The 23202-nt window shown below is 73.4% G+C and carries 17 protein-coding genes; 11 read left to right on the top strand and 6 right to left on the bottom strand.

The annotated features are described in order from the left end of the window. Nucleotides 1–20 precede the first annotated feature (20 nt). Complete coding sequence (locus ACZ6I1_RS15070; protein ID WP_469287311.1) at nt 21–671, top strand: hypothetical protein; 651 nt, start codon at nt 21–23, stop codon at nt 669–671. A 91-nt stretch (nt 672–762) separates the two neighbouring features. Here the strand turns inward: ACZ6I1_RS15070 and ACZ6I1_RS15065 are convergent, their stop codons facing one another. Continuing rightward, on the bottom strand, nt 763–1392 hold the full coding sequence (locus ACZ6I1_RS15065; RefSeq protein WP_469287188.1) for a hypothetical protein: 630 nt from the start codon (nt 1390–1392) through the stop codon (nt 763–765). A 215-nt stretch (nt 1393–1607) separates the two neighbouring features. Further along, entirely contained in the window at nt 1608–3767 is a 2160-nt protein-coding gene (locus tag ACZ6I1_RS15060) for a RecQ family ATP-dependent DNA helicase (protein WP_469287187.1), read from the bottom strand. 123 nt (nt 3768–3890) lie between these two features. On the opposite strand from ACZ6I1_RS15060, the gene ACZ6I1_RS15055 reads away from it, so the two are divergent. The 7 genes from ACZ6I1_RS15055 (at nt 3891) to ACZ6I1_RS15025 (ending at nt 14323) form a co-directional block, all read left to right on the top strand. Next, nucleotides 3891–5153, top strand: coding sequence for a DUF4192 domain-containing protein (locus ACZ6I1_RS15055; RefSeq protein ID WP_469287185.1), 1263 nt, complete (start codon nt 3891–3893; stop codon nt 5151–5153). Nucleotides 5154–5362: 209 nt separating this feature from the next. Further along, nucleotides 5363–7351, top strand: a complete 1989-nt coding sequence (locus ACZ6I1_RS15050) for a glycogen debranching N-terminal domain-containing protein (RefSeq protein WP_469287183.1) — start codon at nt 5363–5365, stop codon at nt 7349–7351. A 102-nt stretch (nt 7352–7453) separates the two neighbouring features. Further along, on the top strand, nt 7454–8200 hold the full coding sequence (locus ACZ6I1_RS15045; RefSeq protein ID WP_446594517.1) for an NUDIX hydrolase: 747 nt from the start codon (nt 7454–7456) through the stop codon (nt 8198–8200). A 170-nt stretch (nt 8201–8370) separates the two neighbouring features. Beyond that, a complete protein-coding gene (locus ACZ6I1_RS15040; protein WP_469287181.1) occupies nt 8371–10230 on the top strand; it encodes an ATP-binding cassette domain-containing protein in 1860 nt (619 codons plus the stop codon). Nucleotides 10231–10366: 136 nt separating this feature from the next. Next, nucleotides 10367–11308, top strand: coding sequence for a FadR/GntR family transcriptional regulator (locus ACZ6I1_RS15035; protein ID WP_469287179.1), 942 nt, complete (start codon nt 10367–10369; stop codon nt 11306–11308). 383 nt (nt 11309–11691) lie between these two features. Beyond that, nucleotides 11692–13275 carry an RNA polymerase sigma factor gene (locus ACZ6I1_RS15030; protein ID WP_469287178.1) on the top strand — a complete coding sequence of 528 codons (1584 nt, stop codon included), beginning with the start codon at nt 11692–11694 and terminating at the stop codon, nt 13273–13275. A 112-nt stretch (nt 13276–13387) separates the two neighbouring features. Beyond that, nucleotides 13388–14323: a S1 family peptidase gene (locus ACZ6I1_RS15025; protein ID WP_469287177.1), complete on the top strand. Its 936-nt coding sequence runs from the start codon at nt 13388–13390 to the stop codon at nt 14321–14323. 123 nt (nt 14324–14446) lie between these two features. On the opposite strand, the gene ACZ6I1_RS15020 is transcribed toward ACZ6I1_RS15025, so the two are convergent. Continuing rightward, nucleotides 14447–14680: a DUF7455 domain-containing protein gene (locus ACZ6I1_RS15020; RefSeq protein WP_030028922.1), complete on the bottom strand. Its 234-nt coding sequence runs from the start codon at nt 14678–14680 to the stop codon at nt 14447–14449. Nucleotides 14681–15128: 448 nt separating this feature from the next. Here ACZ6I1_RS15020 and ACZ6I1_RS15015 point away from each other — a divergent pair, with 448 nt between their 5' ends. From ACZ6I1_RS15015 to ACZ6I1_RS15005, 3 genes are all read left to right on the top strand, one after another. Then, nucleotides 15129–17249: a DNA gyrase/topoisomerase IV subunit B gene (locus ACZ6I1_RS15015; RefSeq protein WP_469287175.1), complete on the top strand. Its 2121-nt coding sequence runs from the start codon at nt 15129–15131 to the stop codon at nt 17247–17249. A 144-nt stretch (nt 17250–17393) separates the two neighbouring features. Next, nucleotides 17394–17879, top strand: coding sequence for a DUF485 domain-containing protein (locus tag ACZ6I1_RS15010; protein WP_469287173.1), 486 nt, complete (start codon nt 17394–17396; stop codon nt 17877–17879). After that, nucleotides 17876–19468: a solute symporter family protein gene (locus tag ACZ6I1_RS15005; RefSeq protein WP_469287171.1), complete on the top strand. Its 1593-nt coding sequence runs from the start codon at nt 17876–17878 to the stop codon at nt 19466–19468. Before ACZ6I1_RS15010 ends, ACZ6I1_RS15005 begins: the two co-directional genes overlap by 4 nt. A gap of 17 nt (nt 19469–19485) precedes the next feature. Here the strand turns inward: ACZ6I1_RS15005 and ACZ6I1_RS15000 are convergent, their stop codons facing one another. From ACZ6I1_RS15000 to ACZ6I1_RS14990, 3 genes are all read right to left on the bottom strand, one after another. After that, nucleotides 19486–20184 (bottom strand): response regulator, encoded by a 699-nt coding sequence (locus ACZ6I1_RS15000; protein WP_469287170.1) that lies wholly within the window; start codon nt 20182–20184, stop codon nt 19486–19488. Further along, nucleotides 20181–21797 carry a sensor histidine kinase gene (locus ACZ6I1_RS14995; protein WP_469287167.1) on the bottom strand — a complete coding sequence of 539 codons (1617 nt, stop codon included), beginning with the start codon at nt 21795–21797 and terminating at the stop codon, nt 20181–20183. The genes ACZ6I1_RS15000 and ACZ6I1_RS14995 overlap by 4 nt, the downstream gene beginning before the upstream one ends. Nucleotides 21798–21917: 120 nt before the next feature. After that, the gene (locus ACZ6I1_RS14990) at nt 21918–23144 is read right to left on the bottom strand and encodes a citrate synthase (RefSeq protein ID WP_469287165.1); all 1227 of its coding nucleotides are present in this window, start codon (nt 23142–23144) and stop codon (nt 21918–21920) included. Nucleotides 23145–23202 lie beyond the last annotated feature (58 nt).

Here is a 23202-nt window from a genome sequence, read left to right as displayed (position 1 = left end):
CTCACGCCTCTCACCACGCCATCGAGGAGCCTCAGATTCACGAGAGTGCCCAGGGTCCCCGCGTCACCCCGGCAGCGAGCCGCACCGCGCAGACCCCCCGCCCCGTACCTGGTCCGCGTCCCGTAGCCGTACCGCGGCCCGGACGCCCCGGTCCTTCCCCCGCAGCGGCCGGCCGCGCGGGCGGTGCCCTCAGGCCCGCCCCGCCCGCGCAGCGCGCGCCGCAGCAGGCCACCCCCGGACCCGTTCCCGCAGCCCCCGCAGCGCCGTCCGTCTCGGCGTCGGTGCCGCAGATCCAGCTGATCCCGGCCTCCCCCGACGGCGCGCTCGACGCGGCCGAAGAGGCCGTGGACCTGCTGCTCGACACCGGGCGCGCGCCCGGCGACATCCTGGTGCTCACCACCGGCGACCCGCACCCGTGGGCCGCTCACGAGCTGTCCTTCGGCGAGGCCGCCTACTGGGCCCTGCACGACGCCGGGGACGACGTCTTCTACGCGGACGCCTCCCAGGTCCAGCGCGCCGCAGGCCGTCCCGTCGTGGTCTTCGCCGTCAACGGCGGAGCGGTCGACACGGTCGCCGGCTCCCTGCCGGTCGCGCTCACGCGGGCCGGTGCACTGCTCATCGTGTGCGGCGACCCGCAGCAGATCAACTCCGTGCTGGGTGCGGGCGTCTGACGTCCCGTATCCCGACACGGGCGAGGGGTGGAGCGGGGCGGGCCGTGGGCCGGCCCCGCAGAAGCCCGACGGCCGACGCACCGTACGAGGGTCAGCGGGCGGCGGTCCGGCGCTGAGCCTCGGCCGCGCCGCCGCCGGTGTGCAGGGCGATCGGGGCGAACTCGGCCACCGTGTCGCCGAGCCGCTGAGGCCGTGAGTCCGAGCTGGGCCGCCGGCCGCCCCGGCCCTCGCCCAGTACCTGCCAGCCGCCGCGGGTCAGCGTGATGTACGCGCCGCAGCGCAGCCCGTGCAGGGTGCAGGCGTCCCGCAGACCCCACATCCAGGCTCCGTCCTCCTCGGTCCACCGCTCGTCGCCCTCGCGGCAGTAGAGCAGCACCGCCGTGCGCACCGGCGTCCGGCGCCGCAGATCGTGCGGGATGACCCGGCGCAGCCGCGACAGCAGGGCGTTGCGGTACTCCCAGCCGTCGGCCGAGGCCGACCGCTGCACGAAGGAGGCGCTCGCCACCAGCTGCTCCTCCGGGCCGAGAACGGCGATGACCGCCGTCGACGGCACGGGGCTGTGCCGGGAATGCAGCCCGCTGACGACCTCGCGCGGACTGCGGAGCAGGGGAATGCCCGCCGCCGTCCACTCTGCGGGTTCCAGCAGCCGGCCGTGCCGGCTGGCGCCGCCGGTGGCCGTTGTCAAAGACGTGGTCGAGGGCGGGGCGAATCCGAAGGTCACGGTCCTCCCTTCGGGTACGCGCCCGCAGGCGGGCACGGCTGGAGTGTGGGCGCGCCGCAGCACGGCCCAGGAGGGTGCCGGGAAGCCGGGCGGGATCGCTCCAATTCTCGCGTGGCCAGCAACCATGCGGCAACGAGCAATTGGCGACGCCGACCGGAATTCGCCGGTATGCCGTTCATATCCTTGCCCCGTCAGGCCGCGGCTGACGCATCCGGCTATGGCTGAAGGGCCAGCACCAGCGGGAACACCCCCTTCGCGCCTGCCCGACGGAGCAGCCGGGCGGCCACGGCAAGGGTCCACCCGCTCTCCGCGCGGTCGTCCACGAGGAGCACCGGTCCTGCTGCCTGGGTCAGCGTCGCGGCCAAGTCCGGGGGCACGCTCAAGGCCTGGTGGAGTCCCCTCACCCGCTGGGCGCTGTTGGAGGAGGGCAGGCCGTACTCGGGGACCTGGTCCGTGTACGCGAGCGTCCCGAGCAGAGGCAGCCGCCCGACCTCCGCGATGCGCGCGGCCAGTGAACCGACCAGCTGGGGGCGGCTGCGTGAGGGCAGCGCGACCACGCCCACCGGCCTGGCCGGTGCGTCCGGGGCCCCCGAGGCCCATCCGCCGGGGCCGCGCGCCCAGTCGGCGAGGACGGCCACCACAGCCTGGGCCACGTCGTCCGGAATCGGCTGGTCGGGGCTCTGCGGGGCGAGCATCGGCCGCAGCCGGTTGCCCCAGCCGATGTCCGACAGCCGGCCCAGCGCCCGTCCCGTGGAGGCCTGTTCACCCGCCGGAATACGGCCCTTGAGGTCCACGCCGACCGCCGCGAGCCCGGTCGGCCACATCTTGCGCGGCTCCAGCTCCACACCCGGGCGGCCGAGTTCACCGCGGGCGGTGTCCAGCGCGGCGGTGGACACGTCCGCCGTGAACCGGGCACCGGCGCAGTTGTCGCAGCGGCCGCAGGGGGCGGCCTCCTCGTCGTCGAGCTGGCGGCGCAGGAACTCCATCCGGCACTCGGTGGCCGCTGCGTAGTCGCGCATGGCCTGCTGTTCCGCGGCCCGTTGACGGGCCACCCACGCATAGCGCTCGGCGTCGTACGCCCAGGGCTCGCCCGTCGAGGTCCAGCCGCCCTTGACCCGGTGCACGGCGCCGTCCACATCCAGCACCTTGAGCATCGTCTCCAGCCGGGTGCGGCGCAGGTCGACCAGAGGCTCGAGGGCGGGCAGCGACAGCGGGCGGCCCGCCTGGGCGAGCACGTCCAGCGTGCGGCGCACCTGCTCCTCGGGCGGGAAGGCCACCGAGGCGAAGTACTGCCAGATCGCCTCGTCCTCCCGGCCGGGCAGGAGCAGGACCTCCGCGTGCTCCACACCGCGGCCGGCGCGCCCGACCTGCTGGTAGTAGGCAATGGGGGAGGAGGGGGAGCCCAGGTGCACGACGAAGCCGAGATCGGGCTTGTCGAAGCCCATGCCCAGGGCCGAGGTGGCCACCAACGCCTTGACCCGGTTGGCCTGGAGGTCGTCCTCGGCCTGCTGCCGGTCGGCGTTCTCCGTCTTGCCGGTGTACGAGGACACCGTGTGCCCGCGGTGGCGCAGGTACGCGGTGACCTCCTCGGCCGCCGCGACCGTCAGCGTGTAGATGATTCCGGAGCCCGGCAGGTCGCCGAGGTGGTCGGCGAGCCAGGCCAGCCGGTGCGCCGCGTCCGGCAGCGTGAGGACGGCCAGGCTGAGGCTCTCGCGGTCCAGCGGGCCGCGCAGGACGAGCGCGTCGGTGCCGGCTCCGGTACCGAGCTGCTCGGCGACGTCGGCTGTCACGCGGGCATTGGCCGTGGCGGTCGTGGCCAGCACCGGGACGCCCGGAGGGAGATCGGCCAGCATGGTGCGCAGCCGGCGGTAGTCCGGTCGGAAGTCGTGCCCCCAGTCGGAGATGCAATGGGCCTCGTCCACGACGAGGAGGCCGGTCGCGGCGGAGAGCTTGGGAAGGACCTGGTCGCGGAATTCGGGGTTGTTGAGCCGCTCCGGGCTCACCAGCAGGACGTCCACCTCGCCCGCGGCGACCTCGGCCTGGATGCCCTCCCACTCTTCGGGGTTGGCGGAGTTGATGGTGCGGGCGCGGATCCCGGCGCGGGCGGCGGCCTCGACCTGATTGCGCATCAGCGCGAGGAGAGGGGAGACGATCACGGTTTGTCCGGCGCCGCTCGCCCGCAGCAGCGAGGTGGCGACGAAGTACACCGCGGACTTGCCCCAGCCCGTGCGCTGCACCACCAGCGCCCGGCGCTTGTGCGCGACGAGCGCTTCGATCGCCCGCCACTGGTCCTCGCGCAGGCGAGCCGTGCCCGTGGGGTCGCCCACGAGGCGGGCGAGTACGGAGTCGGCCGAGGACCTCAGGTCTGCGTTCATGCCCCCATGCAACCCGATGCCTCGGACATCGCGCCAATGCCGCTCTGAACCTGTGGATGTTGAAAATTGAATTGGTTATCCACAGGCCTTTCGCGATCGGATCTTGCGCGGGACCTTCGGGGCATGACGAACCACAACGCATCACGCACCCCGTCCGACCGGCCGTCCACCAGCACCGCCGGATCCAGCACCGACCCCCGGATCACCCTGCGCAGCCCGGCCGAGCTGGCCGACGCGCTGCCCTACATGCTCGGCTTCCACCCCACCGACTCCCTCGTCATGGTCGCCGTGCACGGCGAGGGCGGCCGCTTCGGCGGCCGGCTCCGCGTCGGCATCCCGGCCTCTCCCGCGGAATGGGAGGAGACCGCGCGCCAAGTCGCCGACTGCCTGATCCGCGGCTGCGAGCGGCGCGGGGGCAAGCCCGAGGGAATCGTCGTCTTCCTGTGTCAGGAACCGCAGGGCGGGGAGAGCGGTCAGCGGGTGATGACGCGGCTGCGGCCGCTCGCCCAGCGCATCAGGCTGGCCTGCGGCGCCCTGGACGTGCCCGTGCTCGAGGCCTTGTGCCTCTCGGCGGGCCGCTTCTGGTCCTACGTGTGCCCCGACCAGCGCTGCTGTCCGGCCGAGGGCAGTCCGCTGGCCGCGGTCGGCACCTCGGTGATGGCCGCCGCGGCCACTTTCGCCGGCCTCCAGGTCAGGGGCTCGCTCAAGGAGATCGAAGGCCGGCTGGCGCCCCTGGGCGGAGCCGTGGCCGCGGAGATGGAGCGCGCCCTGGACCGGGCGGCCGCCGCCCTCGTACCGAAGATCCTCGACGGGGCCACCCGGGAGGAGGTCGGCGCCGAGACCCTCGCACTGGCCCGGTCGCTGATGCGGCGGATCACGCTCGCCCCACCCCTCGAGGGAACCCCCGCCGACGACCGGGACGACGCGCTGCTCGACCACGACGAGGCGGCCGCGCTGATCCTGGGCCTCCAGGACCGCGAGATCCGGGACATCGCGGCCGAGTGGATGGAGGACGAGGAGGCAGGCCCCGCGCTGCGGCTGTGGCGGGCCCTCGCCCGGCGCTGCGTCGGCGCCTATGGCGAGCACGCGGCGGCTCCGCTCACCCTGGCCGGCTGGGTCTCCTGGTCCCTCGGGGACGAGCCGACCGCCCGGATCGCCCTCGGCCTGGCGCTGCGGGCGGACGCCGACTACCGCTTCGCCCAGCTGCTGCACCACGCCTGCAACGAGGGCATCGACCCCGAGGGGCTGCGGCAGTGCCTGCGGGAGGAGCGGCGACGCCGCGAGCCCCGGCGGGGGCGCCGCCCCGCAGGTTCGCGTCCTCCCGGCCGCCGGGGAAAGCCGGCTCCGAGCCGCGAGTCCCGCCGCACCGCGGGGAGCGGACAGTGAGCCCGCGCCGACTGCCGTGCGGCTCCCTGCTGCGGCGCATCCGGAGCTCCGTCGGCACCGTGGTGAGGCGGCGGGCCCGTCCCGGGCGGGCGCGGCCTGCGCCGCGGCCCGTGACCCGGGCGGGGGTGAGGGCGTTCCCCAGGAGGGTGGCGGGGGCCCGGCCGCGCTGCCGCCCAGCTGAACCGACCGGAGCGCAGACAAGGCGACGCATGTCTCACCCCGCACCTCTCCGACCACCCGGCGTGCCTGCCGCCCGCAGGCCCGAGCTGCCGCCCGTCCACGGCGCCGTCATCTGCGTCGCCGCGCCCTGTCTGGTCATCTCACCGGAACACGGCCAGCTGACGGGGCGCGGGATCGACGGGATCTACCGTTCCGGGCGCCGTCTGCTCTCGCGTTGCGTGCTCCGCGTCGGCGGGCGGGACCCGGTGGCCGTCCAGGGCCGCAGCCTCGGCGCCGACCGGGCGTCCTTCACCGCGACGGTGCGCACCGGGGCCGAGCCCGGCCCCGACCCGGACGTCGGAGTGGAACGGGTCCGGCACGCGGACGGCACCGAGCGGATCACCCTGCGCAGCTTCGCGACCCGGCCGGTCCGGCTGCCGGTGGAGGTACTGCTCGGCACGGACCTGGCGGAACTGGCCGCCGTGGCCGCCGGGAGTCCCGGTCCGGAGCTCCCCGCCGCGGTGCATGCGGCCGGACTGCGGTGGAGCACCGGCGCGGCGCAGGCCGTCACCACCGCCGAGCCACCGCCCGACGACGCGCTGGCCTCGTCCGGGCTGTTGCGCTGGCAGCTCGAACTGGGCCCCGGCGAGTCGCGCACCATCGAGCTGAGGACCACGCAGGACCGGATCGCGCGGGCGCCCGCCGGGCAGGTGGCGAATCCGCTCGCCGACGCCCGGGCCGAAGGGGACGATCCGAGAGTCGAGGCGTGGTTCCGCACCAGCGTCGAGGACCTCGGGGCGCTGCTGCTGAGAGATCCCGGGGAACCGGGCGACGCCTTCGTGGCCGCGGGAGTGCCGTGGCGGCTGGGCCTGGCCCCGGCGGAGTCCCTGTGGGCCGCGCGGATGGCGCTGCCGCTCGGGACCGGACTGGCGGAAGCCACCTTGCGGATCCTGGCCCGCAACCAGAGCGGGGGGAGCGGCCCCGACGCGGGGAAGATCCCCGGCCCGCTGCGGGGGGCGGGCCCCCAGCTCCCGCCCGGCTGCACCGGTACGGAGGCGACCCTGGCCTTCCCCGCGGTGCTCGCCGAGGCCCGGCTCTGGGGAATGCCGGAGGAGGAGGTGGCCCGGCTGCTCCCCGCCGCGGAGCGGTGCCTCGGCTGGCTGCGGGGCGCCTTGGGCGACGACGGTTTCCTGGCCGATCCCGACCCCGGGCCCCGACGCTGCGAGACCCAGGCCCACGCTCACCGGGCCGCCCTGCTCGGAGCCGATCTGCTCGCCGCGTGCGGGCGGCCCGGCGCCGAGGAATGGCGGCAGTGGGCGGCCGCGCTGCGGGAGCGGTTCCGGGCCGACTTCTGGATCGACGGCCCGGACGGGGGCAGGCCCGCGGCGGCCCTGCACCCCGACGGCCGGCCGCTGCCCCGGCTCACGGGGGCCGCCGCCCACCTGCTCGACACCGGCCTCCTCGGTGGTGGCCGGCTGGCGGCCGGACTCCTGGACCGGGCCCGCACCGAGCAGGTGGCCCGGCTGCTCGGGGCTCCCGCCATGGACTGCGGATGGGGGCTGCGGAGCATGGCCGCCAGGGAGCCCGGACACAACCCCTTCGGCCACCGCTCCGGCGCGGTCCGCGCGTACGAGAGCGCCGTGGCAGTGGCCGGACTGGCCCAGGCGGGGTTCGAGAAAGAAGCCGCGGGGCTGCTCCGCGGCCTCCTGGACGCGGCGGAAGGCTTCGGATACCGGCTGCCGGAGATGTTCGCGGCCGAGCAGCGCGTCGCCCGCAGCGCCCCGCTCCCGCACCCGGCGGCGTGCCGCCCGGCCGCGGTGGCCGCCGCGGCCGGGGTCCACGTCCTGACGGCCCTCGCCGGAATCCGCCCCGACGCCCCCGCGGGCACGGTCGCGCTCGCCCCGCTTCCCGGCGCGCCGCTCGGGGCGCTGCGCCTCGCCGGCCTGCGCGTTGCGGGGGAGCCCTTCGCCGTCCGGATCAGCCGGCTCGGCCTCGGCATGGTGGAGGAGGCCGCCGATGCGCTCCAACTGGGCGGTTAAGGGTGAGTTGCCGGTCAGGCCGGACAGCCCCGGTCCGCAGAACAGCGTCTTCAAGGTCACCAAAGCGCTGTTTATCGTCAGGCAGACGACTATGATCGCGGCATGTCGCCCTACGACCCGTCGGCCTTTCCGCCCTTTGCCGTCACCGTCGACCTGGTCGTGCTCACCGTGCGGCGCCACGCGCTGTGTGCGCTGGTCGTCCGGAGGGGTGAGCAGCCGTTCCAGGGGCGCTGGGCGCTGCCCGGCGGATTCGTGCGCGGAGACGAGGACCTCGCAGCGGCCGCGGCCCGGGAACTCTCCGAGGAGACCGGCCTGTGCGCCCACGACCCCGCCGTGCCGGGCGCGGGGAACGGGGCCCATCTCGAACAGCTCGCCACCTACGGTGACCCGAAGCGCGACCCCCGCATGCGCGTGGTCAGCGTGGCGCACCTGGTGCTGGCCCCCGACCTGCCGGCGCCCCGTGCGGGCGGGGACGCCAACAGCGCCCGGTGGGCTCCCGTCGACGAACTGCTGGCATCCGAGGAGCAGACCTCCGCCGGACTCGCCTTCGACCACGCGCGGATCCTCGCCGACGGCGTCGAGCGGGCCCGTTCGAAGATCGAGTACTCCTCGCTGGCCACCGCCTTCTGCCCGCCCGCGTTCACCGTCGGCGAGCTGCGCCGGGTCTACGAGGCGGTCTGGGGCGTGGCCCTCGACCCGCGGAACTTCCACCGCAAGGTCACCGGGACCCCCGGGTTCCTGGTGCCGGCCGGAGGGACGACGACCCGTCAGGGCGGCCGTCCCGCGCAGCTGTTCCGCGCCGGTGGGGCCACCCTGCTCAACCCGCCGATGCTGCGTCCGGAGGTCTGACGCCGCGACACCGGCCCCGGCCGCCGGCACGGCCCCGGCGCGCTGCCCCGGCCGGGCGGCACCATCGACATCCCCACGGACCGGTTGCGTCGTAAATCGGACATATCGCGTTATCTTGCTTGCGGTACTCACGCTGCCGCAGAGCGGTCTCACCCCCCGCGAGAGAAGCGATGCTCCAGGCCATCGGACTCACCAGCACCCCCCGTCCCGACGCCCCGCCCCTCGTGGACGACCTCACCTTCGAGGTCCGCCCGGGGAGCGTGACCGCCCTGCTCGGTGAGCCGGGATCGGGCAAGACCACCGCACTGCGGCTCATGCTCGAACTCGAACCGGGCCGCGGCGTCACCTACTTCCGCGGTCGCCCGCTGCACCGGATCCCGCATCCCGGCCGTGAGGTCGGCGTGCTGCTCGGCGATGTACCCGGCAACCCCGCGCGCACCGTACGCAACCAGCTGCGGATGCTCTGCGCCGCCGCCGGGGTCCCGGCCTCCCGGGCCGACACCATGCTCGAGGTCGTCGGGATCGCGGGCCTGCGGGACCAGCGGCTCGGCTCGCTCTCGCTGGGCATGGAACGGCGGGTCGCGCTGGCCGCGGCACTGCTCGCCGACCCCTGCACCCTGCTGCTGGACGAGCCCGCCGCCGGCCTCTCGCCGCGCGACAGCGGCTGGCTCTACGGGCTGCTGCGCGGCCACGCCTCCCTCGGCGGAGCGGTGCTCTTCACCACCCACGACGCCAAGGAGGCCGTCCGCAACGCCGACCGGGTGGTCAGCGTCGAGGCGGGGCGGCTCGTCGCCGACCAGGACGCCGCCGAGTTCGCCCGGACCCGGCTGCGGCCGCGGGTCGCCGTGCGCACCCCGCACGCGGCCCGGCTGGCCGACGTACTGGGCCGGGAGGCCCGGGCCGCCCAGCGCGCGGTGGAGATCGTGGAGGAGAGCGGCAGCCGCCTGTCGGTGTACGGCAGCAGCTGCGCGGAGGTGGGCGAGACGGCGTTCAAGCACGGCGTGCTGGTCCACCGGCTCGCCGACGAGACCGGAGACGCCGGAGCTACCACGTCGCCGGTCCCGCACGCCCGGGCCGCCGCCGACACGGATTCCGGCGCACCTCCCGGCGCACCTCCCGGCGCGGCTTCCGGCACCCATTCCGGCGGCGCGGCCGGCGGATCGGCTGACGGCGGCGCGGGAACGGGAGAGGGCGCGGGCTGGGGCGGGCGGTCCCGGCGAGCGCGGTCCCGTCGGCCGGCGTCGGCGGTGCGCCGCGTCGGCGGACCCATGCGGCCGCTGCGCTACGAGCTGCTGCGGGTCTTCGGAACCGCCACGCCGGTCCTCACCACCGCGCTCGTCGCCGTCGTCTCCGTCCTGACCGCCCTCGTCCTGGCACGGGCCGGGCACACCCCGCAGAACCGGCTGCTCGCGGCCTGGCCCGAGCTGCTGCCGCTGCCGCCCGCCGCCCTCGGGGCGGGCCTGCTCGGGGCCCTGGCCTTCGGCGAGGAGTATCGCTACCCCGCGCTCGCCGCCGACCGCGGCACCGTGCCCCGCCGGATGGGACTGCTCACCGCCAAACTCGGCGTCTGCGCCGTCCTCGCCCTCCTGCTGGGCGCCCTGGTGGTGGTGGCCGACGCCGCCGCGCTCGCCCTCGTCTTCGACCGCGGACCGCTGCGCACCCCGGTGGAATGGCTGTCCCCGGCCGCGAGTTGGGCAGGGCTGCTCATCGGCTGCGCCTGGGCCGGCGTCCTGGCCTCCGGCGTCTTCCGGTCCGCCACCGCCGGGCTGGCCGCGGTACTCGCCGTGCCGGTGATGGTGGTGCCGCTGGTGCGCAAGGTGCTGGAGGGTTCGTCCGCGTACCCGGTCACCGGACTCGGGCCGCGGCTGCGGAGCCTGACCTGGGTGCAGTGGCCGCCGGAAGCGGACCGCCTGGTCCTGGGGGCCTTGCGGGTGATGGCCCAACCCGTCGGCACCGCTCTGGTGTTGTCGCTGATGGTCCTGTTGTGCGCCTATGGGTTCACCGGACTGCGCAGTCGAGTCCGTTGGTGATCGTTCCGGAGCGCAGAAAGCCCGTACGGGACCGTTGGAGTCCACCTCGCGTGATGCGGACCGCAACTCCCCGTAAAAGGCCCGGTTCTTTACGATAAGTCGTCAATTGCGCAGGTGGCACCGATCACCCTTTCGTGTGCTTTTCACCAAAGACCTCAAGGGTGATGGAGACACGGCCGACAAAGGATTCGTGAGTACCCTTGCGCACACCATGATGACCGCCGCCCGCCATGCCGACTCCGGCCTCGCCGGCCCGGGCGAACTCGACCGCTACCCCTATGCGGAGGCCCCCGGGTCCGACCGCGTCGCAGCGCCCCACTGGGACGGCGCCGACGTCGAGTTGAGCCGCGTCGGCCGCCGCGCGGCCGGCAGCCGCGGCCGCGGACTGCACGGCCAACTCGTCCAGCAGCTCGGCCAGATGATCGTCTCCGGTGACCTCGGGGCGGACCGCCCGCTGGTCCCCGAGGAGATCGGCCAGCGCTTCGAGGTCTCCCGGACCGTCGTCCGCGAGTCGCTGCGGGTCCTGGAGGCCAAGGGCCTCGTCAGCGCCCGCCCGAACGTCGGCACCCGGGTCCGCCCGGTCGCCGACTGGAACCTGCTCGACCCCGACATCATCGAGTGGCGGGCCTTCGGCCCCCAGCGCGACGACCAGCGCCGCGAGCTCAACGAGCTCCGCTGGACCATCGAGCCGCTCGCCGCCCGCCTCGCCGCCGGGCACGGACGCCCGGACATCCAGCAGCGCCTCGCCGACATGGTCGAGATCATGGGCCACGCCCTCGGCCAGGGTGACGTGATCACCTTCGGCCGCGCCGACAACGAGTTCCACGCGCTCCTCATCCAGGTCGCGGGCAACCGCATGCTCGAGCACCTCTCCGGCATCGTCTCCTCCGCGCTCCAGGTCTCCGGCAGCCCGGTCACCGCGTGCGACCGCCCCAGCGAGACCTGCGTCGCGCACCACGCGCGGATGGTCGAGGCCCTCGCCGCCGGTGACGCGACGGGTGCCGAGAACGCCATGCGCCAGCTCCTGACGGTGCATCCGGAGGTCGAGCGCGTGGTCCCCGCCCCGCGCGAGCACTGACGGGCGAACGCGCGGGGGCGCGGGGGTGCACGACGTGTCGCCGGGCCCTGGGGTCCTCCGGACGGAGTCCGGGGGAGGGTCCGGCGACACCGGCGTGCGGTGCCGCATTCCCGCCCGGCAGGAACCGCGCGTATGACCCTATGACCGGCATTGGCGCATACGGGGTGTGACTCGGGCCACGAAGATTGGGCGTAACGCTCTGCGAGGTCACGCGATGACTTAAGAGGTGATGGCCGACGGAGGGAAGACAGCAGCCCTTGCGGGTGCTGTGCAGCTCCCCGGCCCCTGCCCGCGCCCCCGGCCCATCCCCAGTCGGTGGTCGTCGGCTCCGGTCCAGCACCACCAGGCCCGGGGTCGGAAGCCGTTCCCATCGTTCCGAGAGGTTGTTCGTGTCGGCCAGCACATCCCGTACGCTCCCGCCGGAGATCGCCGAGTCCGAGTCTGTGATGGCGCTCATCGAGCGGGGCAAGGCCGAGGGGCAGATCGCCGGCGATGACGTGCGTCGGGCCTTCGAGGCTGACCAGATTCCTGCGACCCAGTGGAAGAATGTTCTGCGCAGCCTCAACCAGATCCTCGAGGAAGAGGGTGTGACGCTGATGGTCAGTGCCGCGGAGTCGCCCAAGCGCACCACCCGCAAGAGCGTCGCAGCGAAGAGCCCGGCCAAGCGGACGGCCACCGAGCCCGTTGCCAAGAAGGCGGCGGCGAAGACGGCGGCCACCGCCGCCGCGGCCCCTGCGGCCGACGCGGCGGACCCGGAGACCACGGACGTCCTCGCGGAGGAGCCCGGAACCGAGCCCGCCGCGAAGAAGACGGCGGCCAAGAAGACGGCGGCGAAGAAGGCCGCGCCCGCCAAGAAGACCGCGGCCAAGAAGACCGCAGCGAAGAAGACCGCCGCCAAGAAGGACGCCGACGAGGCCGGCGACGAGGAGACCCCGGACGAGGGTCCCGACGCGGCCAAGGCGGAGACCGAGGAAGAGGACGAGGGCGGCGAGAACAAGGGCTTCGTCATCTCCGACGACGAGGACGACGCCCCCGCCCAGCAGGTGGTCGTCGCCGGCGCCACGGCCGACCCCGTCAAGGACTACCTCAAGCAGATCGGCAAGGTCCCCCTCCTCAACGCCGAGCAGGAGGTCGAGCTCGCCAAGCGCATCGAGGCGGGTCTGTTCGCCGAGGACAAGCTGGCGAACTCCGACAAGCTGGCGCCCAAGCTCAAGCGCGAGCTGGAGATCATCGCGGAGGACGGCCGCCGCGCGAAGAACCACCTGCTGGAGGCCAACCTCCGCCTCGTGGTCTCCCTCGCCAAGCGCTACACCGGCCGCGGCATGCTCTTCCTGGACCTGATCCAGGAGGGCAACCTGGGCCTGATCCGCGCCGTGGAGAAGTTCGACTACACCAAGGGCTACAAGTTCTCCACGTACGCGACCTGGTGGATCCGCCAGGCGATCACGCGCGCCATGGCCGACCAGGCCCGCACCATCCGCATCCCCGTGCACATGGTCGAGGTCATCAACAAGCTCGCCCGCGTGCAGCGCCAGATGCTCCAGGACCTGGGCCGCGAGCCCACCCCGGAGGAGCTGGCCAAGGAACTCGACATGACCCCCGAGAAGGTCATCGAGGTCCAGAAGTACGGCCGCGAGCCGATCTCCCTGCACACCCCGCTCGGCGAGGACGGCGACAGCGAGTTCGGCGACCTCATCGAGGACTCCGAGGCCGTCGTCCCGGCCGACGCGGTGAGCTTCACGCTCCTGCAGGAGCAGCTGCACTCGGTGCTCGACACCCTCAGCGAGCGCGAGGCCGGTGTGGTCTCCATGCGCTTCGGCCTCACGGACGGCCAGCCGAAGACCCTCGACGAGATCGGCAAGGTCTACGGGGTCACCCGTGAGCGCATCCGCCAGATCGAGTCCAAGACCATGTCGAAGCTGCGCCACCCCTCGCGTTCGCAGGTGCTGCGCGACTACCTCGACTGACCGGCCGGGCCGGCGGCGCGAGCGTACCGGCGCCGGGGGCCGCGGGGGTGCGCACGGCCATCAGGCATCCCACTCTGGGTGGAGTCACGCACACTCGGAGTCAGGAGACCTCATGCGTCGTCCCATTGCCCGCGCCCTGGCGGGAGCGCTGACCCTGGCGGCGGGAGCGGCCGCGGCACCACTGGCCCAGGCGCCGCACGCGGCCGCCGACAGCGTGGTGATCGGCGGCAAGCCGGTCAAGGTCGGCGACAGCCCCTGGGTCGTGGCCCTCGCCAGCCGTGACCGGTTCGGGGGTACGCGGGGCGGGCAGTTCTGCGGGGGCGTCGTCGTGGCCCCGGCGAAGGTGGTGACGGCGGCCCACTGCCTGGGCCGGGACGTGCTGGGCGGACCCGTCGAGTCGGTCGGCGACTTCCGGGTGATCGCGGGACGGACGGAGTTGCGGGCGAGCGACGGCCGGGAGATCGCGGTGCGCGGGGCGCGGGTGAACCCGGATTACGACCCGGTCAGCAACGCCGGCGACCTCGCCGTCCTGGACCTGGCGGAATCCCTTCCGGCGCACTACGTCCTCCCGCTGGCCGGGGCGGGGCACGCCGCCTACGCGCCGGGGACCCAGGCGGTCGTGTACGGCTGGGGCGACACCAGCGGTTTTGGTGACTACGCGTACGCGCTGCGCGCCGCGCGGGTGAGCGTGCTGTCCGACGAGACCTGCGGGCGGGCCTACCCCGGGGACGCGAACGGGCAGTACCGGGCGGAATCGATGGTGTGCGCGGGCGACGGCGACGGGGGCAAGGACGCCTGCCAGGGCGACAGCGGGGGACCGCTGGTCGCCCAGGGGCGGCTCATCGGCCTGGTGTCGTGGGGACGCGGCTGCGGGCGGGCCGACAGCCCGGGGGTGTACACGCGCATCGCCCCCCTGGTCGACTTCGTGACGGCCCCGGAGAGCGCCGCGCAGCCGGCAGGGGTCCAGGACTCCCCGCCCCAGGCCGCGAGGGCGTACGGAGCGGGTGCAGGGCCCGTGGCGGGGCATCGTGCAGAGCGGGGCGCGTAGGCGGCCCGTACGCCCCCGATCGGGTCCGGGTATGAGGACGGGCGGCACCCCTGGGTCGCAGGAGTGCCGCCCGTCGACCGGCCTGGCCGGTCCTGGCTCGTCGGATGCGAGGAACAGGCTGTGTCAGCGGTCCTCGGGTTCGGCATGGGCAGCCGGAGCGGACGTAAGCCGCTCGGTCTCATCCTGTATTTCCGCGGCGATCTTCTTGAGTTCCGGCTCGAACTTGCGACCGTGGTGGGCGCAGAAGAGCAGTTCACCGCCGCTCAGCAGGACGACGCGCAGATATGCCTGGGCGCCGCAACGGTCGCATCGGTCAGCGGCCGTCAGCGGGGTCGCGGGTGTCAGAACAGTAGTCACGTCGCCTCTTCTCTAGCTCGACGAGCTGTCGTACCAGGGTCAACATCCAACCAGGCCGAAAACGTTCCCGCTCGCGGCTTTTCCTCGAAACTTCCTTCCGAAGCTGGCCGGCTGTTGCCGGTTGGCGGCGAAGGAGCCGTATTGCGTTGCTTTACGGTTTCGCGTTGTCAGTCGTGCGCTTGTCGCAGTTCCATCCTCCCCCAGCGGGAGCGCCAGGTTGTTCATGAGGACGTGCCCGAACACTAAATGGTTCATGCGCGGAAGGGAACGTGATGTTTCCTTCACCCCCACGGGGGATCGAACGTTCGTGCGGATCTGGACTAGGCTGAGGAACGCGCGAGGGTGGCGTTGCATCGGCTCTACCTGGCCTCGGTACCCTTCGACCGGCACCCGAGCCACCCCTGCGCCCCAGCGGGCCAGAAAAGAAATTCAGCGAGGAGCGAACTGCGTGACCGCCGACACGTCCGTGCCTTCCAGCGCGCTGCTGTCCGGAGCAGACCGGGACGGTTCCAACTACACCGCGCGGCACCTGCTCGTCCTCGAAGGGCTGGAGGCCGTCCGCAAGCGCCCCGGCATGTATATCGGCTCGACCGACAGCCGGGGCCTGATGCACTGCCTCTGGGAGATCATCGACAATTCCGTCGACGAGGCCCTGGGCGGGTACTGCGACTACATCGAGGTGATCCTGCACGAGGACGCCTCCGTGGAGGTCCGCGACAACGGCCGCGGCATCCCCGTGGACGTCGAGCCCAAGACCGGCCTGTCCGGCGTCGAGGTCGTCATGACCAAGCTGCACGCCGGAGGCAAGTTCGGCGGCGGATCGTACGCGGCCTCCGGCGGCCTGCACGGCGTCGGTGCCTCCGTGGTCAACGCCCTCTCCGCCCGGCTGGACGTGGAGGTGGACCGCGGCAGCTCCACGCACGCGATCAGCTTCCGCCGCGGCGTCCCCGGGATGTTCACCGAGCAGGGTCCCGACAGCCCCTTCGACCCCGCGAACGGCCTGCGCAAGGTCAAGCGGATCGCCAAGGGGAAGACCGGCACCCGGGTCCGCTACTGGGCCGACCGGCAGATCTTCCTGAAGGACGCCCGGCTCAACCTGGAGACGCTCTACCAGCGCGCCCGCCAGACCGCCTTCCTCGTCCCCGGCCTGACCCTGGTCGTCCGCGACGAGCGGGGCATCGACGGGGCCGGCAAGACCGAGGAGATCTTCCGCTTCGACGGAGGCATCAGCGAGTTCTGCGAGTACCTCGCCCAGGACAAGGCCGTCTGCGACGTACTGCGCCTGACCGGCACGGGCACCTTCAAGGAGACCGTCCCGGTCCTCGACGACCGCGGCCACATGACGCCCACCGAGGTCACCCGGGAGCTCGGCGTGGACATCGCCCTGCGCTGGGGCACCGGGTACGAGACCAACGTCAAGTCCTTCGTGAACATCATCGCCACCCCCAAGGGCGGCACCCACGTCTCCGGCTTCGAGCGCTCGGTCACCAAGACCGTGAACGAGGTGCTGCGCTCGGCGAAGCTGCTGCGCGTCGCCGAGGACGACGTGGTCAAGGACGACGCGATGGAGGGCATGACGGCCGTCGTCACCGTCCGCCTCGCCGAGCCCCAGTTCGAGGGCCAGACCAAGGAGGTCCTCGGCACCTCGGCCGCGACCCGGATCGTCGCCGCCGTCGTCGCCAAGGAGCTCAAGGCCTTCCTGACCTCCACCAAGCGCGACGACAAGCAGCAGGCGCGCTCGGTGATGGAGAAGATCGTCGCGGCGGCCCGGACCCGGATCGCGGCGCGCCAGCACAAGGAGGCGCAGCGCCGCAAGACGGCGCTCGAGTCCTCCTCGCTGCCCGCCAAGCTCGCCGACTGCCGCAGCGACGACGTGGACCGCAGCGAGCTCTTCATCGTCGAGGGCGACTCGGCCCTCGGCACGGCGAAGCTCGCCCGCAATTCCGAGTTCCAGGCGCTCCTGCCCATCCGCGGCAAGATCCTCAACGTCCAGAAGTCCTCGGTTTCGGACATGCTCAAGAACGCCGAGTGCGGGGCGATCATCCAGGTCATAGGAGCCGGCTCGGGCCGGACCTTCGACCTCGACGCCGCCCGGTACGGGAAGATCGTCCTCCTCGTCGACGCCGATGTGGACGGCGCGCACATCCGCTGCCTGCTGCTCACGCTCTTCCAGCGGTACATGCGGCCCATGGTCGAGGCGGGCCGGGTGTTCGCGGCGGTGCCGCCGCTGCACCGGATCGAGCTGGTCCAGCCGAAGAAGGGCCAGGACAAGTACGTCTACACGTACTCGGACAACGAGCTGCGCCAGACCCTGCTCGAGTACCAGCGCAAGAACATCCGGTACAAGGACTCCATCCAGCGCTACAAGGGCCTCGGCGAGATGGACGCGGACCAGCTGGCGGAGACCACCATGGATCCCCGCTTCCGGACCCTGCGCAGGATCAACATCGGCGACCTCGACTCCGCCGAGACGGTCTTCGACCTGCTCATGGGCAACGAGGTGGCCCCGCGCAAGGAGTTCATCACCAGCTCCGCGGCCACCCTGGACCGCTCGCGCATCGACGCCTGACCCGGCGGGCACGCCTCGCACACCGTCGCTCTTCGCTCCATCACCTGAAGGAGTGAAGAGCGACGGGACATCAGTCCGGAAAGCGACCATTGAGCACATCCTTGTGAGCACGCGGCCAATGCGGCAGCGGACAAGGAGAGTTCGGTGGACAAGCACGCAGGTCGTGATGCCGGAACGATCCGGCTGGACGACCCCTGGTACGACGCGCTGGCCGTCGGCTGGGGCGAGGGAGCGGACCCCTCCGCGCCCCACCCGGCCCCCGCCGGCCACCCCGCGCAGGGCGCATCCGACATCTACCTCGAAGTGCAGCGCAGCGCCGCCTTCCAGGAGGTCCGCAGCCGCTACCGCAGGTTCGTCGTCCCCGCGACCGCCGGTTTCTTCCTCTGGTACGTCGCCTACGTGATCGCCGCCACCGCAGCGCCCGGCCTGATGGCCCGGCCCGTGGCGGGCGCGGTGAACGTGGCCATGCTGGCGGGGCTCGGCCAGTTCCTCAGCACCTTCCTGCTGACCTGGGCCTACGCCCGGCACGCGCGGCTGCGCCGGGACCGGGCCGCGCTCGACCTGCGCTGGACCGTCTTCGAGCAGGAGCGCGGCCAGGAGCGGAACCGGGCGAAGGGGGCCGGCCGGTGACCACCGAGCACCAGACCCTCGCGCTGGTCCTGTTCAGCGCGTTCATCGCGGTGACCCTGGGCATCACCACGTGGGTCAGCCGCAACCGGCACGGTTCGGCTGAGGAGTTCTACGCGGGCGGGCGACTGTTCTCCCCGATGGAGAACGGTTTCGCCATCGCGGGCGACTACATGTCCGCCGCCTCCTTCCTCGGCATCTCCGGACTGATCGCCCTCTTCGGCTACGACGGAATGCTGTATTCGGTCGGGTTCCTCGTCGCCTGGCTGGTGGTGCTCTTCCTGGTCGCCGAACTCGTCCGCAACTGCGGGCGCTTCACCCTCGCCGACGTGGTCGCCGCCCGCATGAGCGAGCGCCCCGTGCGCATCGCGGCGGGAACCTCCTCGGTGGTCGTCTCGGTGCTCTACCTCGTCGCGCAGATGGTGGGCGCCGGCAGCCTGGTCGGCCTGCTGCTGGGGAGTTCGACCGCCACGGCGCGGACGCTCACGGTGATCGGCGTGGGCGCCCTGATGGTGGTCTACGTGTCCTTCGGCGGAATGCGGGCCACCACCTGGATCCAGATCGTGAAGGCCGTGCTGCTGATGGGCGGGGCGATCACCCTGACCGTGCTCGTGCTCCTGCGCTTCCACGGGAACGTCGACCAGCTGCTCACCACCGCCGCCGACCGCAGCGGGCACGGGCTGCGCTTCCTGAGCCCCGGCCTCAAGTACGGCGGGGACTGGACGGCCCGCTTCGACTTCATCAGCCTCGGCCTCGCGCTGGTGCTGGGCACGGCCGGGCTGCCGCACATCCTGTCGCGCTTCTACACCGTTCCCACGGCCCGGGCCGCCCGCCGGTCGGTGGTCTGGGCGATCGCGCTGATCGGCGGCTTCTACCTGATGACCATCGTGCTCGGCTTCGGGGCGGCCGCCCTGCTGGGCCCGGACCAGGTGCGGGCCTCCAACGCCTCGGGGAACACGGCCGTTCCGCTGCTCGCGGCCTTCCTCGGCGGCGGCGCGGGTTCCACCGGGGGCGCGGTGCTGTTCGCCTTCGTGGCCGCCATCGCCTTCGCCACCATCCTGGCCGTGGTCGCCGGGATCACCCTCGCGTCCTCGGCCTCCGTCGCGCACGACCTGTACGCCTCGCTCAAGCGGCGGCGCGCCAGGCAGCGCAGCGAGGTGTCCGTGGCCCGGGCCGCGGCGGTCGGGATCGGGGCGGTCGCCATCGCGCTGGGACTGCTCGCGCAGAACCTCAACGTCGCCTTCCTGGTGGGGCTGGCCTTCGCGGTGGCCGCCTCGGCCAATCTGCCGGTGCTGCTGTACTCGCTCTTCTGGCGGGACTTCACCACGCGGGGAGCCGTCTGGGCGGTGTACGGGGGTCTGGTCCCGGCGGTCCTGCTGGTCGTCCTCTCGCCCGTGGTCTCGGGGAGTCCCGAATCGCTCTTCCCCGGCGTGGACTTCCAGGTCTTCCCCTTGCAGAACCCGGGCATCGTCTCGATCCCGCTGGGTTTCCTGGCGGGCTGGCTCGGCACCGTCGCCTCGGGTGAGGAGGCGGACGAGCGCAAGCACGCGGAGACCGAGGTCCGTTCGCTGACCGGGGCCGGCGCGGTCTGAGCGCCGTCTGAGCGCGTTCAGGAGGCGTCGGACGGGCGCCAGGTGTAGCGGTGTTCGGGGCGGCCGGTCTCGCCGTAGCGCAGGGCGAGCGTGACCCGGCCCGTACGGTCCAGCAGCTTCAGGTAGCGCTGGGCGGTCTGGCGGCTGATGCCCGCGCGCTCGGCGATCTGCTGGGTGGACAGCGGGCCTCCGGCCGCGAGCAGGACCTGGCGGACCACCTCCGCGGTGGTGGCGGAGTGGCCCTTGGGGAGGTCGTTCGGGGACCCGGCGGTGGCCAGGGCACCGAAGATCCGGTCCACCTCGGCCTGTTCGGCCTCGCCGCCGGTTTCCAGGGTGCGCCGCAGCGACCCGTACGCCTCCAGCTTCGTGCGCAGGCCGGCGAAGGTGAAGGGTTTGACCAGGTACTGGAGGGCGCCGAGGCGCATGGCGGCCTGGACGGTGGCCAGGTCACGGGCGGCCGTCACCATGATCACGTCGGTGCGCAGGCCGCGTTGGCGCAGGCGGCGCACCAGGTCCAGGCCGTTCTCGTCGGGGAGGTAGTGGTCGAGGAGGACGAGGTCGACCGGGTGGGTGGTGAGGAAGTCGAGGGCCTCGGCCGCCGAATGGGCCTGGGACGCGACCAGGAAACCGGGAACCTTCGCCACGTACGCCGCGTTGATCCGGGCAACGCGCATGTCGTCGTCGACGACCAATACGCGGATCGGGGTCTCGTTCATCTCAGGGCCTCCGGGAGTACGACGGAGAACTCCGCCCCTCCGTCCGCTGCCTCGCCGGCCCGTGCGCTGCCGCCCTGCCGTTCCGCGAGACGGCGTACGAGGGCCAGGCCGAGCCCGCGCTCGCGGTGGGCCTCGGGCTGCTTGGTGGACCAGCCCTCCGTGAAGATCTCCTCGCGGCGGGCGGCGGGGACGCCGGGGCCGCTGTCGCGCACCCGCAGCACGGCGGTGCGGCCCTCGGCGCTCAGTTCCACCTCGACCAGGGGCGCCGTCGAGCCGGCGGCGGCGTCCAGGGCGTTGTCCACCAGGTTGCCGAGGATGGTGACGAGGCCTCCGGGATCGACCACACGGTCGGGGAGGAAGCTGCTCCCTGCCAGCCGCAGGGGGACGCCGCGCTCGGCCGCGACGGTCGCCTTGCCCACGAGGAGGGCTGCGAGCAGAGGGTCGCGCACCTTCTCCGTGACCTGTTCGGCGGTGGTGCGGTGCACCCCGACGACCTCCGTGACGAACTCCGCGGCCTCCTGGTGCAGGCCCAGCTCCAGCAGGCCCAGGAGGGTGTGGAGGCGGTTCGCGTGCTCGTGGTCCTGGGCGCGCAGGGCGTCGATGAGGCCCCGGGTGGAGTCCAGCTCGCGGCCCAGGCGCTCGAGCTCGGTGCGGTCGCGCAGCGTGGCGACGGCGCCGCCGTCCTCGGTGGGCATCCGGTTGGCGACCAGGACGCGCGAGCCCTGGACGGTGACCAGGTCCCGGCCGGTGACGCGGCCCGACAGGACGTCGGCGGTGCGCCCCGCGCCCAGTACGTCGTCCAGCGGACGCCCGGCGAGGGAGGCGGCGGAGTCCGGCGTGAGGCCGAGCAGGCGGGCGGCCTCGTCGTTGACCAGCCGGATCCGGCCCTCCCGGTCGAGGGCGATCACGCCTTCGCGGATGGAGTGCAGCATCGCCTCGCGCTCGGCGAGCAGGCCGGCGATGTCGGAGAAGGCGAGGTCCCGGGTCTGCCGGTGGATCCTGCGTGACAGCAGGTAGGCGGCGAGTGCGCCCGCCGCGAGGGCCCCGCCCGCGTAGGCCAGCAGGCCGGGGATGGCGCCGAGCAGCCGGTCCTGGACGCTGTCGTAGGCGATGCCGACCGAGACGGCGCCGACGATCTCGCCGTCGGCGGCCAGGAGCGGCACTTTGCCGCGGGCCGAGCGGCCCAGGGTGCCCTCGTCGATCTCCATGACCTCGCGGCCCGCCAGGGCATCGCTGGGATCGGTGGAGACGCGCAGCCCGATGCGGTCGGGGGTGGGGTGCGAGCGGCGGATGCCGTCCAGGTCGAGGACGACCACGTACTCGGCGCCGGTGGCCCGGCGGATCCGCTCGGCCGAGGCCTGTACGGGGCTGTCCGCCGACGGGCCCGAGGCCAGGAGGCCGGCGGACAGCGAGGGGTCGGCAGCGGCGCTCTGGGCGATGGCCAGGGCGCGCCGCATGGCCTGGTCGTCGAGCTGCGCGCTCAGCGGCGCCAGGAACAGCCCGGTGGCCAGCACGACGACCCCGGCGGCGATGGCCAGCTGGGTCAGCAGGATCTGGGAGACGGCCCGTCTGGGCAGCCCGAGGCGCCGAGCGCTCATGAGGAGGAACCGCATGAGGAGCAACGGTAGACCCCCCTGCTGCCTGTCACTCCTCGCCGACGGCGGCGGCGAGGACGTCTCCGACCCGGCGCGCGGGGTTCCCCGGGCGCCCGCACGGCCGGGGAGCCGCGTCCGTCACGGCATCGGCTGGGGCGGGCGCGGCCCCTGGTACTGGCCGCTCGGCCGCATCCGCAGGGGACGCTCCTGGTACTCCTCCAGCGCGTGCGCGATCCAGCCCGCCGTGCGCGCCACCGCGAAGACCGTCTCCCCGGCCTCCGCCGCCATCCCACACGACACCGTCAGCACCGCCAGCGCCAGGTCCACGTTCGCGTGCAGCCCGCCCTGCCGGCCCATCACCGCGGCCACCTCGCGGGCCGCGGCCAGCGCGGGAGCCGCCTGCGGCAGGCCCTCCAGCCGGTCGAACAGCGCCCCTGCCCGGGGGTCCTCGCCCTGGTACAGCCGGTGTCCGAGCCCCGGGACCCGGCGTCCGGCCCGCAGGTACTCCGCCACCACGGGCGCGGCCCCGCCCCGCTCCAGCACCTCCACCAGCATCCGGTGCGCGAGCCGTCCGGCCGCGCCGTGCAGCGAGCCCTCCAGCGCCCCGAGGCCGGCCGACACCGCCGCGTACGGATGGGCCCGTGCCGACGCGGCGACCCGTACGGCCAGGGTGGAGGCGGCCAGGTCGTGGTCGACCAGCAGCGCCAGCGCCAGGTCGAGGACGGCCAGCGCGTCCGGATCGGGCTCCTGCCCGGTGAGCCGCGCCCACAGCTGCCGGGCGATGCGCGGGTCCCCGGCCCACCGGGCCGGGCCCCGCACCGGCAGGGCGCCGACCAGGGTGGGGATCAGACAGCGCGCGGAGCCCAGGACGGCCTCCTCGGACAGGTCGAAGCGCAGCGGGTCCGCGACCGCGGCGGCGGCGACCGCCACCCGCAGCCGGTCGACCGGCCCGCTGTGCTCGGGCAGGGCCGCCACCGCCCGGCGGGCCGCGGCGAGCGGCTCCGGGGGAGCGGTGAACCGCGCCCCGGGGGCGACGCTCCCCGTCCAGAGCCACTCGGCCACCTCCTCGTAGCGGTACCGCGAGGCCAGGGCCACGGCGTCCACGCCCCGGAAGTAGTAGCGGTCGGACTCTATGAGCGTGAGGGCGGTGCGTACGGAGAGCTCCCCGGCGGGCGGGGCCGCCGCCTCGCGGCGGCTGCGCCGGGCGAGCTCCTCCACCTCGGCGGCGTCGAAGGTGCTGCCCCGGCCGACCTGGTCGCGCCGGCTGGTGAGCTGGCCCCGGCTGACGTACGCGTACACGGTCGCGGGTTTCACCCCGAGCAGTTCGGCGGCCTGGCGGGTGGTGAGCCGTCGCTCTTCGTTCATGCACGACAGCCTACATAGATTGATTGAATCAATATTGACAAGGATTCTCTCAATCATC

The organism is Streptomyces sp. NPDC046303, from assembly GCF_055588085.1.
The sequence above is the reverse complement of the archived record's forward strand: the minus strand, read 5'-3'. Positions and strand labels throughout refer to the sequence as shown.

Coding starts and splice junctions, on each gene's coding strand:
- ACZ6I1_RS14995 (WP_469287167.1), bottom strand. CDS start 21,797: ATGCGGTTCCTCCTCATGAGCGCTCGGCGCCTCGGGCTGCCCAGACGG.
- ACZ6I1_RS15000 (WP_469287170.1), bottom strand. CDS start 20,184: ATGAACGAGACCCCGATCCGCGTATTGGTCGTCGACGACGACATGCGC.
- ACZ6I1_RS15040 (WP_469287181.1), top strand. CDS start 8,371: ATGCTCCAGGCCATCGGACTCACCAGCACCCCCCGTCCCGACGCCCCG.
- ACZ6I1_RS15055 (WP_469287185.1), top strand. CDS start 3,891: ATGACGAACCACAACGCATCACGCACCCCGTCCGACCGGCCGTCCACC.
- ACZ6I1_RS15050 (WP_469287183.1), top strand. CDS start 5,363: ATGTCTCACCCCGCACCTCTCCGACCACCCGGCGTGCCTGCCGCCCGC.
- ACZ6I1_RS15060 (WP_469287187.1), bottom strand. CDS start 3,767: ATGAACGCAGACCTGAGGTCCTCGGCCGACTCCGTACTCGCCCGCCTC.
- ACZ6I1_RS15025 (WP_469287177.1), top strand. CDS start 13,388: ATGCGTCGTCCCATTGCCCGCGCCCTGGCGGGAGCGCTGACCCTGGCG.
- ACZ6I1_RS15045 (WP_446594517.1), top strand. CDS start 7,454: ATGTCGCCCTACGACCCGTCGGCCTTTCCGCCCTTTGCCGTCACCGTC.
- ACZ6I1_RS14990 (WP_469287165.1), bottom strand. CDS start 23,144: ATGAACGAAGAGCGACGGCTCACCACCCGCCAGGCCGCCGAACTGCTC.